The 14,675-nt window shown below is 35.3% G+C and carries 11 protein-coding genes; 7 read left to right on the forward strand and 4 right to left on the reverse strand.

Annotated elements, in window-relative coordinates; all coding sequences use genetic code 11:
* The first annotated feature begins 61 nt into the window (after positions 1–61).
* Positions 62–1,372, forward strand: coding sequence for a DUF58 domain-containing protein (locus tag PLJ10_00235; protein ID HOK08068.1), 1,311 nt, complete (start codon positions 62–64; stop codon positions 1,370–1,372).
* Positions 1,373–1,374: 2 nt separating this feature from the next.
* A complete protein-coding gene (locus tag PLJ10_00240; protein ID HOK08069.1) occupies positions 1,375–3,111 on the forward strand; it encodes a DUF4129 domain-containing protein in 1,737 nt (578 codons plus the stop codon).
* Between the two features lie 26 nt (positions 3,112–3,137).
* Here the strand turns inward: PLJ10_00240 and PLJ10_00245 are convergent, their stop codons facing one another.
* Genes PLJ10_00245 through PLJ10_00255 form a run of 3 tightly spaced genes read right to left on the reverse strand, consistent with a single transcriptional unit; the run spans position 3,138 to position 6,024 of the window.
* The gene (locus PLJ10_00245) at positions 3,138–4,004 is read right to left on the reverse strand and encodes a hypothetical protein (protein HOK08070.1); all 867 of its coding nucleotides are present in this window, start codon (positions 4,002–4,004) and stop codon (positions 3,138–3,140) included.
* Positions 4,005–4,034: 30 nt separating this feature from the next.
* On the reverse strand, positions 4,035–4,421 hold the full coding sequence (locus PLJ10_00250) for a cyclophilin-like fold protein (protein ID HOK08071.1): 387 nt from the start codon (positions 4,419–4,421) through the stop codon (positions 4,035–4,037).
* A gap of 13 nt (positions 4,422–4,434) precedes the next feature.
* The gene (locus tag PLJ10_00255; GenBank protein ID HOK08072.1) at positions 4,435–6,024 is read right to left on the reverse strand and encodes a hypothetical protein; all 1,590 of its coding nucleotides are present in this window, start codon (positions 6,022–6,024) and stop codon (positions 4,435–4,437) included.
* A 148-nt stretch (positions 6,025–6,172) separates the two neighbouring features.
* Between PLJ10_00255 and zwf the strand changes: the two genes are divergently transcribed.
* From zwf to crtI, 5 genes are read left to right on the forward strand one after another with little or no spacing between them, the layout of a single operon-like run.
* A complete protein-coding gene (gene zwf, locus PLJ10_00260; protein HOK08073.1) occupies positions 6,173–7,648 on the forward strand; it encodes a glucose-6-phosphate dehydrogenase in 1,476 nt (491 codons plus the stop codon).
* 24 nt (positions 7,649–7,672) lie between these two features.
* Positions 7,673–8,647, forward strand: coding sequence for a sugar ABC transporter substrate-binding protein (locus PLJ10_00265; GenBank protein HOK08074.1), 975 nt, complete (start codon positions 7,673–7,675; stop codon positions 8,645–8,647).
* Between the two features lie 13 nt (positions 8,648–8,660).
* Complete coding sequence (locus PLJ10_00270) at positions 8,661–9,611, forward strand: ABC transporter permease (GenBank protein ID HOK08075.1); 951 nt, start codon at positions 8,661–8,663, stop codon at positions 9,609–9,611.
* Between the two features lie 17 nt (positions 9,612–9,628).
* The gene (thiF, locus tag PLJ10_00275; GenBank protein ID HOK08076.1) at positions 9,629–10,444 is read left to right on the forward strand and encodes a sulfur carrier protein ThiS adenylyltransferase ThiF; all 816 of its coding nucleotides are present in this window, start codon (positions 9,629–9,631) and stop codon (positions 10,442–10,444) included.
* 23 nt (positions 10,445–10,467) lie between these two features.
* Positions 10,468–11,949: a phytoene desaturase family protein gene (gene crtI / locus PLJ10_00280; GenBank protein HOK08077.1), complete on the forward strand. Its 1,482-nt coding sequence runs from the start codon at positions 10,468–10,470 to the stop codon at positions 11,947–11,949.
* A 25-nt stretch (positions 11,950–11,974) separates the two neighbouring features.
* Here the strand turns inward: crtI and PLJ10_00285 are convergent, their stop codons facing one another.
* Entirely contained in the window at positions 11,975–14,674 is a 2,700-nt protein-coding gene (locus PLJ10_00285; GenBank protein HOK08078.1) for a proprotein convertase P-domain-containing protein, read from the reverse strand.
* Position 14,675 lies beyond the last annotated feature (1 nt).

Genomic DNA, 14,675 nt, shown 5'->3' on the forward strand with positions numbered 1-14,675 from the left:
TAACAATTATTATTGATTTTATACATTCTTGTCAAAAAAATAAATAATGAAATAAGATTAAATGAGTAAGAAAGATAATTTAATAGTTCAATTATTTTGGCTGGTATTGCTTTTGATAATGTTATCTTTGGGATTTCTTGCACAAAGTATTTATTTAGTCTATGCAATTTATGTTTTTTTAATTGTGTTTATTTTGTCAAGTATTCTAAACCGTTTGTGGTTAAGAGTTATTGATTGTAATCGCATTGTAAAGCCTGTAGTAATAAATGAGGGACAGGAAGTAGAAGTTACTGTTTTTGTACACAATAAATTTTGGTTACCAATCCCGTGGTTGTATGTTGAGGATATAACTCCGTCAGGGTGTGAAATTATAGGGTCAAATGCACAATTATTTATCTTAAAACCAGATGAGATGATGCCTATTTCATACAAACTTAGATGTCCAAGGAGAGGTTATCATCGTATAGGTCCATTAGTGATGGAAACAGGTGATTTTTTTGGATTGCAACGGCGATTCCGTACGGATGAGAATCAAGAATATATTACTGTACTACCCTCCGTAGTTTATATCAAAAGTTTTCAGGTTTCTACACGAAGACCTCATGGACCTGTTCGTGTATCCCATAAAATCTATGAGGACCCAACAAGAATTTACGGGATAAGAGAATATACGCCTGGTGATCCCTTAAAATCGATTCACTGGAAAGTCTCAGCTAAGGCTAACAAGTTACAGGTTAAAACATATGAACCTGCAACAGTAATTGGGGCAACTCTTGTTCTCGATATGTTTGAGGATAATTATTTGCCCCAGAGTAGAGAAGAACGGATGGAATTGGCTATTACAACCACAGCTTCCATCGCATATCTACTTCATCTTTCTGGTGAGCCTGTAGGCTTTGTTACAAATGGAATGGATGCAAGTGATACCGCAGAATATAAAAGGAAAAGTGAAGTGTCCATGGCTCGCGATGACCTTGTCACAAAAATTATTCAGGAACAACAACCAGAACATTTAAGTCCATTAATAGTTCCTACCCGTAGGTCGCCTGTTCAGTTGCAAAAGATATTAGAAAATTTAGCTCGTGTGATACCAGGAAAAAAGGTTGATATCCCATATCTCTTACAAATGACAGCTCCCTATTTTCCGAGAGACAATGCATTGATTTTAATCGTTCCTCAAGTATCTGATGACCTTGCATCTGTTGTGGAGAATTTAAGGGCTAACGGTTTTATTATCACTGTATTTTTAATTAAAGATGATGATGCATATAAGGAATCTGTTGTGAAGGTAGGTAAATTTGGCATCCATATTTTTCATATTCAGCATGAACAAGATTTGTTCTATATTGCTCCTCAAAAGATTGGAGTATAACGATGAGAATCCCAGATTGGATGGAAGATGGTAGTTTGTCATGGAGTGACAGTAAAGAAGAAAAAGTCACATCTGACGAAAAAGAACAGGAAGAACAGCCACCCGTCCTTGTTTCTACGGATTTTACGAAATTAAATGTTAAAACGAAATATAGCGGAGAATATATTGTTGGTACAGAGTGGACATTAACAGACACTTTGCTTAGCATTGTTAATCCTTTTCTAATTTTAGTTTTGCTATGGTCTATAGTCTTTTTTTTGTTAGATGTTCGCTATATTTATACAGAAGTCAATGATATTAATTTGAGATTTGTTGTTTTTTTCTTAGTTTTAGGGATTGTAGGTGTAAATAGAATATTTGCTACGGAGAGTGTTGAGAGTGGGATAAGTTATGGTGCAGGTCTAGCTTTGGCTATAAGTTTATATGTGATGGTAAGTACTTCTGTATATGGAACAGGCTCTGTTATCTATAATCTTGTCACTGGAAATAGTTTTTTGGCTTTTCTATCTAATATGGGAGTTGTCATTTTTTTATGGTGGTTAACAAATAGAATAACGTATGAATGTTGTATTGATGAGAATCCGAATGCGGGAGAAATCGGTATTGCTACCAGTGTAAATAAGGCATTTCAGAAAACGGTTAGGAAAGAGGAAACAGCACATCAGAAAGAAAAAATGGGGACAGAACTTTTTTACGAGTTAGAGGCAGTAGACCCTACACAATTGTCTTTTAAGGACCCATCAGTAAAAGATATCACATTTAATATTATGGGTTTTGGTGAAAGGTTATCACGTATTCCCGCAGGTATCTCTGTATTATTTTTTAGCATTCCTGTTCTTGGAATTTTTTCGTTAGGACTGAGAATACTTGTAAATGGTGGAGAACAGATGGTTAATGTCGGTTGGGTTTATTTAGGACTCTTTGTATTTTCATCTATGACTTTGTTAGTTATGACCAGTTTGGGTGGTCTCAGGGAATATTACAAAAATCGAAGGGTATATGTTCCTTCGATGTTAGGTGTAACATGGGTGTTATTAGGTATAGCAATTATCGTTGTTGCTATGGTGTGTGCCACATTTTTACCGCTTCCAACATTGCCAAAACCCTTTTATGTTGCGGAACATCAAACCGACCCTTGGGTGCGTAATAGTCATTTTCAGTTAAATCCAATTGTTGTAGCACCAGTTGTTGAAATATGGCAACAGCAAATGATACTTCAAAAATTGAGATATGTCGTGATTTTTATACTTATATTTGTTAGTTCATGGGTTGCTTTTTCCGCAGTAAAAAGATTTATTGTCCATTGGTGGCAAGTATCGTTACAACGAGGTGGATTTCTCGTTAGATGGCTTATGAAACTTTTGGAGAGGCGAAAAGGAAAGGTGAAGATAAAAAGGAAAATATCAATTAAGTCTTCTAAATCTATTAAATTTGTAAATTCGTTATCAGACCCTAATATGAGTCAAAAGTTCACACCTAATGAGCATATTGAGTATGCATATCAAGCTTTATGTGCTTTGGCTGAGGATTTGGGTGTTCCTAAAAAATTAAATGAGACGCCCTTAGAATTTTTGGCGAATTTGCCTAATGTTTTAGAAGTATTAAGAGAAGAAATTGAAGAACTTACTCTTTTATATCAAACTGCGGTATTTTCCCCTATAAAATTTGATAGTAAAATTTTGGATAGGTTACGGAAATTTTGGATTTCATACACTCGTGTGCGAAATAGATTATTGTAGTGAACCTTTATAAAAATCCAATTTGGTTATTGTCTTTTGGTCAACTGTTGTATTAGTAATTGTGCTTTTTGTTGTTCCCCGCATTGTCTCAATAGGTCAACGGCAAGGTCGTATCTTTTTTCAAGTATCATTTGTTGGCTTAAAGGTTCCAAAAGTAATTTTTTATATTTTTCTGGAATAATATTAATGCCTGTTTTATAAATATGTTGGACAATCTTATTACAAAGATTGCTTTTTTGAGTTGAATTGGTTGGAAGATTGTTCATTAAATTTAACCATATCCGAATTGCTCTTTCATAATAACCCGCTTCCCACCATAAAAAACTTGCCATTTCTAAGTAGTTTTTCTTTTCTAACCATTGTGCAGCTTTTTTTGTTTTTCCGATACTTACAAGTAGATTAGCACATTGTTCTGGCTCACCTGCTTTTAATAATAATTTTGCAGAATATACAGTGTATCCTGCTTTTGCATACTCTGTAGCAGACCTCTTGAGCATACCTGCTTTTTCGAATGCCCAACCTGCTTCTTTATATTTTTGCATAGATACATACACTTCACCTAATTGTTCGAATTTCTTTTCTTTTTTTAGCCGTTCTATAGTTTGTTGAGGTGCTTTAAGCGATTCCAGTTCTTGGATAAATTCAGATTGTTTATCTATGGTTTCAGATGCTGGAGGTATTACAGGTGTGCTCTCTGCTATAAATTTGCGATTTCTCCAAAAACGGCGAATACGAAGGTATATTTCATAAAAAAGTAAAAAGATTAGAAAGGTAATCGTACCTTTTACAATAATGGGTGCCCAAGGTTCGATAAGTTCATAACCGATATAATTCTCTACCGTATTGATTACTTTGTCTAAAAATGTGTTCCAGTACCAATTAATAAATTTCACCTTTAGCCCTCCAAAAAGGATGTAGGCATTTTATTCTTTAAATTTCCTAATCTCGATTTGCATACCTTCAGAAATTGAGGATAATGTGTTAGGGGAGTCGGATATGGTTCCTAATATATTTACAGCAGTTATTAGTCTGCATTCGTTTCCTCTCGATATAGGGGTTTTCCCAAAAGGTATGGCTACTGAATTACCTTCTACCCAGAAACAAATGGTTCCTGGTGGGACAACATCTGTTGCGTTATTTTCCAAGGTCGCTTTGATAGGCACATTAAAATATATTTCATCTCCCCAGCGTTGGGCTAAGGATTTTACGGGCAATGCTTCCCATAGTTTCTCAGCAGTGGGTGATGAATTGAGGATGCCTTTTACAGATTTATCTTTCCAGATGATAAGAATTTCTTTTTTAATATCCATATTTACTATTTCTTTACATTGTTATTTTGGCTTTCATAAGGTACCATGAATCTTTTTCATAAAGACAAATCTCGGGGATGTTAGGTAAAATTTGGGTCAGTGGTTCTAAATTATTAGATTCTAATAGATTTTTATTGGCTTCGAGAAATAATTTTATATTGTTCGTATCGATTTTTAAGAAACCATAAGGGCATTCATTATTAGTATTAGACTGTGTCTGTTTTTCTGACTGGTCTGAGTTTTCTAAGGATTCCGATTCTCCAGACTCTTCAGGTTTTATTACATCTAAAGCGACTTTATCAGCAAGACTAATAAGTTTGGTTCTGTTATTGGTTAGAACAATATAAGGGTCTTTAAAGCCTATATTTAATGTTAGAGGCAGTTTTAGCATTACAGATAAGTCTGCTTTTAATGTGCTAAAGTCGCCAATAGGTTCATCATCAACAGCAACTGCTTTAAGTAGTCCTTTAGCATTTTCTACTTGTTTGGATTTAGCACAGAAAACAATGTCTGGATATAACTCGCTACTGGGATATATGCCAATAGACAATTCATCCGAGATTAGGGGAGAGGTGACTATGCCAGTTAGTTTATTAAATTTCGTCTTCAAGTCTCCTTTTGTGTCTTGCCGAAGCAAGTTTGGCAAAAACTCTCTTATAGCATTAGTTAAGGCTAAATCAAGGGTTAATAGACTGTTATCAGGCAAGAATTTTGAAAGGGTAAGTTCTGGTTTTTTTGATTTATTAACCATATTTGGTAGTGAATGAACAGAAAAAGCGATTTCAGTAAAATCGCTATTTGGATTTATAACAGCACAGAATTCATCATAATCCCTACCTAATGTAAGGGTAACAGCTTTGAACCAGTTAGGTTCGTAAGAGTCCTCGGATACTTTTTTCTTTAGTTCATCTGAAATAGATAAAAGAATAGCAATTTCATTTGTCCCTAAAATGGGTTTTCCATAAAGCCCATAGTTGTAGGACGGAAGGATATTTTCTCTTAGTATGGTTTGTGTAAGAAGGGATAAATCATTTGAACATACTATGTGATTTCTATATAACATAAATCCAAATTTGTTTTTATTATCCCAATAAGCTGAATAGGGTGCGGATATGAACCAATACCACGAAGTTTTTAATGATGTTTTTTTAGCATCGGGGAAAACTTTTGCGAAAGCATCTAAGTTATTGGTTGGCAAAACTATTTGCCACTTATCATTAGGGGTATAGAAAAATGCACAAGGGTTGTCGATATTGATACCGATGGACTTTAAAGAAGTTTCAAAGGATTGGTCTTCTTTCCCTTTTAATAACATTGAAATAATAGGTTGATTTATTATATTGTTTAATACTTTATTTTCAGCAAATGAGTTTATTTTAGAAAGGATATGTATTATTTGTGTAACGGAAGGGGAAATGAGGGCAAATGTATCAGCTTGGGGTTGAAATGTTAAAAGTGAACGTGATATTAGTTGGTCGGGATTACCATAAATTTGAGTTTCTTTTAATGGTTCTTTGGGTGCTGGTTTACTGCATGAAAAGAGGATAGGTGTTATTAGACATACAAATAAAAAAAAGACCCAAATTTTGTTATTTTTTTTCATTCTATTTCTCCTTTTTGGATTTTACTATAATAGTTTTGTGTATTATCTTAATTCCCGCTTGTTATGATTATAAAATATAAATTATGATTTTAATGTTATTTTAATTGATTTTATAGGGTGTTTAAAAATAGATAGGATTGTTTGTATTATGCCTATTAGTAATTCATCATTACAAAAAAATTTAACGGTTGTAGTTATAGGGGCTTCAGGTGACCTTTCGTTACGTAAGATATTCCCCGCTTTTTATGCATTGTTTGCTAAAAAATTATTGCCTCAGAAATTTAGAATTATTGGCTTTGCAAGAACGGATATGAATAACGAGTCATTTCGAGAGAAGATAAGGGCTTTTTTATTGAGTCAGGCTCACAATACCCAAGATTTAGATGAATTTTTAACGAGATGTTTTTACTGTAGAGGTAATTATGATGAGTATCAGGATTATGAAAAGATAGGAAAGTTAATAAAGGAGTTGGAAGAAGGGAAGTTATCGAATAAGATTTATTATCTTGCTATACCTCCATTCTTATTTCTAACAGTATCGAATGCCCTTGCCCACTCTAATCTTATCCATAGTCAAGGGGAAGATGTATGGACACGGGTTGTGGTAGAAAAACCATTTGGAAGGGATAGAGAGAGTTCTGATGAGTTAACCGCAGGATTGCAGAAAGTTTTTAGAGAAGAACAAGTATATCGTATTGACCATTATCTTGCGAAAGAGGTGATTCAAAATCTAATGGTTTTGCGATTTGCTAATTTAATACTGGAACCGCTATGGAATCGGCAGTATATACAAAATGTCCGTATATCATGGATGGAGGATATTGGTATTGAAGGTCGAGGTGGATATTTTGATGAATATGGAATAATTAGGGATGTAATGCAAAATCATTTGTTGCAGATGGTCGCATTAGTTGCAATGGAACAGCCTATAAAATTAGAAGCGGATTATATTCGTGATGAAAAAGTAAAGGTGTTAAGATGTATTTCTCCTATTACATTATCGCAATTGGTTATAGGGCAGTATGGTCCTGGTATTTTGCAGTGTAAGAAATGTGAGGTTAAACATGGATATCGCGAAGAAGAAGGGGTTCCAAAAGATTCAATTACCCCTACCTATGCAGCAGTATCTTTATTTGTTAAAAATCGGAGATGGGATGGAGTTCCCTTTTTACTGAGAGCAGGAAAAGGATTATCAAAAAGGATGACGGAAATAAAAATTCAGTATAGGGAAGTTCCAGGAAATATTTTTACAGAGACAGCACCACAACTTTTACCTAATGAATTAATTATTCGAGTTCAGCCAGATGCTATGATTGCTTTAAGGATTGTTAATAAAATTCCTGGATTGTCACTTGTGCTTGGAGAATCTAATCTTGATTTGTCCTATGAATCTGCATTTGTAACACCTGTTCCGGATGCATACGAACTACTGTTATTAGATATAATTCGTGGAGATAAAAGTTTATTTATCCGTTCCGATGAGTTAGAAGCAGCATGGGATATTTTTAGTCCTGTTTTACATGAGATGGAGAAGAAACGAATTCAGCCTGTAATATATCCATTTGGTTCAGATGGACCATATACGGCTGATTTATTAGCAAGTAAATATGGTACCGCATGGTAAAAATAAAGTATAAGGAGTATGGTTATGAAGAATAAAGGAACGAATACGTGTGTGTTTGGTGTTTATGTCACAATGTTTGTGTGTTTGTTAATGATTGTCGTAGGTTGTGGAAAAGTCCAAAATGCAGAGGATAAAGGCACAAAAAGGGAAAAACCACGAATTGCCTTAATAATGAAATCGTTGGCAAATGAATTTTTTAAAACAATGGAAGAGGGTGCAAGGAGGCATAATAAGGAGCATTCTTCTGAATACGAATTGATTGTTGAAGGTATTAAAGATGAATTAGACATAAATCGTCAAGTGCAATTGGTAGAAAATATGATAGGACAACGTGTCGACGCTATCGTTATTGCCCCAGCAGATTCAAAAGCATTAGTACCAGTATGTAAGAAGGCATTGAAAGCAGGTATCATTGTTATCAATATTGATAATCGTTTTGATACTGATGTCGTCCGCGAAAATGAGGTACAGATTCCCTTTGTAGGTCCAGATAATCGTAAAGGGGCAAAAAAAGTGGGTGATTATCTTGATCAACAGTTACAACCCGGCGATGCAGTGGCTATAATTAATGGTGTCCCCACCGCTTATAATGCAATCCAAAGACGATTAGGGTTTTTAGATGCCATTCAAGAGCGAGGGCTAAAGTTAGTTGCAGAAGAAAATGGTGATTGGGAAATGTCAAAAGCAAATAAAGTAGTGTCCGCATTGATGACAGAAAAACCGGAAATCAAAGGGATTTTCTGTGCAAATGATAGTATGGCATTAGGGACAATATCTGCATTAAAAGCAGTGGGACTTATTGATAAAGTAAAAGTTGTTGGTTTCGATAATATTTCAGCAGCAAATGAGTTGTTGGAAAAAGGTGAATTATTAGCAACGGCGGACCAACATGCAGACCAGTTGGCTATTTATGGTATAGAATATGCCTTAGAATGTCTAAACACAAAAAATATACCCGCAGATAAAGAAACACCTGTTGATTTAGTAGTAAAAAAGTAAAAGAAATTTGAGCATGAAGATAATTATTAATTTTGTAAAAGAACAAATAGGATTACTGTTAGCACTTTGCCTACTAATTGGATTTTTTAGTTTAAAATCTCAGTACTTTTTTTCTTATTCCACATTGATAACTATTTTGAATCAAATACCACACATTTTGCTTTTGTCCATTGGTATGTCAATGGTATTAATTATTGGAGGGATTGACCTTTCGGTTGGTTCGGTGTTAGGGTTGTCTGGAGCTGTATTAGGTATTTTACTCGTTCAAAAATATCCATTACCACTGGCGATTGTTGCTTGTTTAGTAACGGGGGTTATTTGTGGAACTATTAATGGGTTTATTATAACTCAATGGCGTATTCCTGCTTTTATTGTGACTTTGGGGATGTTAGAGGCAGGTAGGGGACTTACTTATTTATTCACTAAATCACAAACACAGTATTTAAGTTCTACCCTTGATAATATTGCTGAACCAAATTTGTTTGGAATACGTTTACCTCTTTTTTTAGCAATGGTAATAGTTATCATTGCCCATATTCTATTAGTAAATACTCCTTTTGGTCGGCATTGTTTTGCCGTTGGTGCGAAGGAAGAAACCGCTCATTTATCTGGAATAAATACCCGAAAATTAATATTTTCTGTTTATGTTATTTCCGGTTTCTTATCTGCTCTTGCAGGGTTGTTGCACTGTGCACGATTAAGTTCGTCCGACCCTAATGCAGGAATTGGGTACGAATTATCAGCCATTGCTTCAGCAGTTATTGGAGGTAATAGCCTAAGTGGCGGAAAAGGCTCAGTTATTGGAACGGTGTTGGGTGTTATTATTATAGCAACGTTAGAAGTAGGACTTGTGCAAATTGGTGTGCCGGAGCCTTGGAAGAGAGTTATAACCGGTGCTGTAATTATTTTAGCTGTAATTGCAGATGTTTACCGTGGAAAATTGAAGATTTTTCAGAAAATATAATTGAGGCTACTTATGTGATTAAAGTTTTTGTTAATGAAAAACAATATGAATTCTCAGAGGGGGTAACATTAGACGACATTAAACAAAAATTTAAACCCACCGCAGATTTAGTAATATTAAATGGGTTTCCAATTTCTGTTGATAATTTGTCACAAAAAGTTTTAGAAGGGGATAGAATCGTCTTAATAAAAAAAGGGGAAATACCTTCTGAAGATGAGTTAGAAACCTTAATGGTTGCAAGGCATACGCCAGGTGTTCATAAGAAAATTAAGAACAGTTCTGTGGGAATTGCTGGATTAGGAGGGCTTGGTTCCAATGTTGCGATAGCACTGGCACGAGTAGGTATAGGCAAATTGGTGCTCGTTGATTTCGATGTAGTTGAACCCAGTAATTTAAATCGTCAACATTATTTTTTACGTCATATAGGGTTGTTTAAAACAGAAGTGATGAAACAGATGATTTACGAGATAAATCCGTATGTTAATGTTGTGGTCCATACCATTAAAGTAGATGAAACGAACATAGCCGAATTATTTTCGGATATAGATATTCTTGTAGAAGCATTTGATACAGATATTGCTAAACGAATGTTAATAGAAAATTTTCAAAAAATATATCCTAAAAAGTCGATAATTAGTGCCTCCGGAGTTGCAGGATATTATTCATCTAACACAATTCGAGTTCGAAAAATTACTCCATATTTTTATGTTGTTGGTGATGAGGAACATTCAGCAATGCAGGGTGTAGGATTAATGTCTCCCAGAGTAGGTATTGTTGCACATATGCAAGCGAATATGGTTTTGCGTGTAATCATGAGTGAGGATAAACCTTGATTTAGAAAGGAGAACGTTTATATATGAACTCACCGCACATCGTAATTATAGGAGCAGGCCCAGGAGGTTTAACCGCTGGAATGATACTTGCAAGTCATGGTTTTAAGGTGACAATCTTTGAGAAAGATCCAATCGTTGGAGGAAGAAATAAATATTTACAATTTGGAAATTATAAATTTGATTTAGGACCTACTTTTTTGATGATGCGTTATGTCCTGGAACAAGTGTTCCAATTAGCAGGGAGAGATGTACATGATTACCTTAAAATTTATAAATTAAATCCTATGTATCGATTGGCATTTAAAGATTTTTATCTGGATGTTACAGACGACCATAAAGAAATGGCTGACAGAATTGAAAAATTATTTCCAAATGGAGGCGAGGGCTTTAAATATTTTATGAAGAGGGAAGCCAATCGGTTTAAATATATGAGAAAATGTTTAGAAAAGCCGTATCTTTCGATATTTGACATGGTAGGAAAAGATTTAATGTTTGCACTACCACATCTTGCTATTGGAAGAACAGTAAACGATGTGCTTTCAGATTACTATAAAGAGGAAAATCTTCGTATCTGTTTTTGTTTCCAAAGTAAATACTTGGGGATGTCACCATGGAAATGTCCCGGCGCTTTTGCTATGATTGCTTATGTAGAACATGAATTTGGAATTGACCATGTCGAGGGAGGTTTATCTGAAATTTCAAGTTCTATGGCAAAGGTGATAAATGAATATGGAGGAGAAATATATACAAATACAAAAGTAGAACGGGTTGTTGTCGATAATGGGTCTGCTCATGGTGTCGTTTTAGAAGATGGAACAAAAATCAAAGCGGATGAAGTTATTATTAATGCAGATTTTGCGTATGCTATGAGTAGTTTGTTTAAAGGGGATTTATTGAAAAAATATGCACCAGATAAATTAAAGAAAAAGAAATATTCATGTTCTACATTTATGCTATATCTTGGTTTGGATAAACTATATGATGAAGTGCACCACACAATCCATTTTGCTGACAATTACTATCAGAATACGGAAGACATTGCAAATCGTAAGGTATTGTCAGAAGATTTTTCTTTCTATATACGAAATGCAAGTTTATTAGACAAAACACTTGCACCTGAAGGACATTCTGCTCTTTACGTATTGGTTCCTGTTCCAAATAATACCTCTGGTATTAAGTGGGAAGACATTAGACAGGAATACAGAAATAAGGTTATAGATAGAATTAAAGAGAGAACCACCATGAAAGATATAGATAATCACATCGAAGTAGAGCATTGTATAACTCCACTGGATTGGGAACAAATAGGAGTGTATAACGGAGCGACATTTAATTTGGCTCATAATTTGGGACAAATGCTGTATTTTAGACCGCATAATAAATTTGAAGAAATAGATCATTGTTATCTGGTAGGAGGTGGAACACATCCAGGCAGTGGATTACCTACAATTTACGAATCTGCACGAATTACATCACAATTGATAATGGGAAAATACGACAAATAATATAAAAAAACTGTGTTATATTTATCTATTCTAATCCGGGAGCAAAGCCATCTTCACTATTGGGGTCACAATGATAATATCCCCCAGCAGAATTAAATAGTTGAATAACTCTTAACACTTCATATAAATTAATATTGAAGTCGGCTGGATTATAGTCAGCAGAATGATTCCTACAATTTCTTGGTCCATCAGGTATGGGAGCATAACCATCTTCAGTCCCCGGTTTACAAGAATATCCTCCAACATTGTAGAACTGAATTGCACGGAGAAGTTCAACAAGTTCAATTTGCCAATTTCCATTCGAATCTAAACTATGATGATAAATTATTTCTCCTTCACCCTCTTCTGGTTGTCCTTCAGTTATTCCTTCAATAGTCCCTTCTTCTATTTGACCTTCTGTAGTGCCTTCACCTTCTTCCTGACATTTGTTGAAGATTAAAGCCCATTCTTCAACACGACCTACCTCTCCAGAGACAGCATCCGCAACCTGAAGTGTCCATCTTCCGTACATATTCTCTCCTTGGAACGTAGATAAAGGCATTATAGGTGCAAATTCTCCTGTATATGGACTTGAAGCCGAATCGATGGGTACTGATGACGTATCAGTAAACACAGTATTTATCATATTTTCTCCACCTAATGGCAAAGAAATGAACAAAAGAACTTCAGTTCCATTTGGAGATATAAGTTTCATTCTTAATTGGCTCACATCAGAGTGAGTTACTGTTACACGAACACAAACATTATTAATTATTTTTGAAACAGGAACATTCAAAGGTAAGAAGCTATTTCCTGGGTCTAATAAGGTTGAAAAATGTGTTGTCTTTATTTCAATGTCACACTCAGGATATTGTATTTCGCCTTCCCCTTCGGTGGGCTGTCCTTCACCTTCTTCGCCTTCACCCTCCTCTTCTTCGCCTTCACCTTCTAACGTTCCTTCCAATCCGGATGATGGGCAGATACCATCATAATGGACTATACAACCTTTCTCTTCAAGTAATGGTATTTGTTCACAAATAACAGACTCTGGTAAGGAGTTCCCTTCTAATCCTATTTCATCACCTGAACCTAACCCATTATTTTGTATTAATGCAGTAAGGTCGGTAATTTGATTGTCCCAAAGGTATAAATTATTTAAACTCTCCAAGTTTTGTAAGGGCGAAATATCACTTATGTTATTTCTCCCAATGTTCAATGTTTTTAAATTAAACAAAGAACTTAAAGGAGATAAGTCGGAAATAATATTATTCCATAGATTTAGATTCTCAAGGTTTCTAATTTTGTATATCCCTGCTAAGTTTTGAATTCCACGCGATTTGCCATTTAAAGTTTTGATTGCCACTAAATCGCCTTCATATATCTCTTTTGTTTGGTCAAAACCAAGAGCATCTCTAACGGCTGCCTCTAAATTAGGGTCCTCAAAGTGAACTATTTCGCCAGCACCGAACACGTCAAGGTATATTTCTTGCGAAATAACTTGTTCACTTCCGGATACTGCTCGGCATTGATAGGCCCCTTGACTGGAACCTGTTACAGGGTTAATAATCCACTGGTTTGAATTCGGTCCCTCAACAACTCCGTTATGACTCCAGTAATAGGTTGGAACTGTTGTGCCTCCTTTTACCTTAAACAGGAGCACGGCTTGTTCGCCCACATTGTACAGACCGCCTACAGGCTGAATTAATATTTGTAAGGGAACTCTTCTTACACCGAGATAGACACCCCATGATTGTCGTCCTCCTAATCGGGCAGATGGATTATAAACCGAAGCGGAATCAGAAACTGCAATAGAGAATCGAGCGTTGTCTAATGAAGTTGCATAAGGAATGACATACGTAGATGAATTAGGACCGACAAGTTCAAAAGAGGATGGAAATGAATACCCATTTGAATCTGTTCTTAGCCATTGGAACGTAAGTGGGCCACTTCCTCCGACTACTTGAACAGTTAACGTTGCCTGGTCACCAGTATCTACAACACCCGGATTTGCCCATATCCCCACTATCCTCGGAGGCGGTACAATATTGCATCTTGAAAACCATACTTCTCGTGTTCCTGAACCAGAATACTCTTGAATATTGCTTACCCCGTCACCTTCTATATCTCCACCGGCCCCTAAGTAATTTGTTCCAGTATTACCAAATGTGACATATCTACTCGGTCCAAAATTAATATAATCATTTAAATTAATATAGTCTAATGCCCAACCATAACCTTCACGCTCTGCAAAATATCGCACGAGGTCTTTTAAAAAACTATTAAGAAAGTTAAAAGTTACAGAGTCTCCACATGTCATATAACCGGCTAAAAAATATTGGACAGCAAAAGCAAGTAGAGGATCTTCATTTCGTAATTCGTTAATAACATCAAAATGAAAGGTTTGTCCAAGGACATTTATAGTAATATTTAAATCTCTTTCTACTTGTTGCATATTTGCTCGAAATCCCTCTTGAATAGCGATGACTCTTGCAAGAGGAAGGTCAGGCGAATTATTTAGTAATACTGCAGATAAGAGCCCTAAATGATCTTCTTCTTTAAGTCCGTTACCATCACGGTCTGCCCCATAAAGATGGGCGAATCTCCCTGGAGCCATATCATCGAGAGTATAATCAATCGCCCAAATTATATAATCATAATCGACATCTATTCGGTCTGTATAGCCAATGTGAGGCAGTAGTAAAAAGATAGTAATTATTATTACAACCAATGACTTTGAAATATTCATT

This window comes from Candidatus Hydrogenedens sp. (genome assembly GCA_035361075.1).
Lineage (GTDB): Bacteria > Hydrogenedentota > Hydrogenedentia > Hydrogenedentales > Hydrogenedentaceae > Hydrogenedens.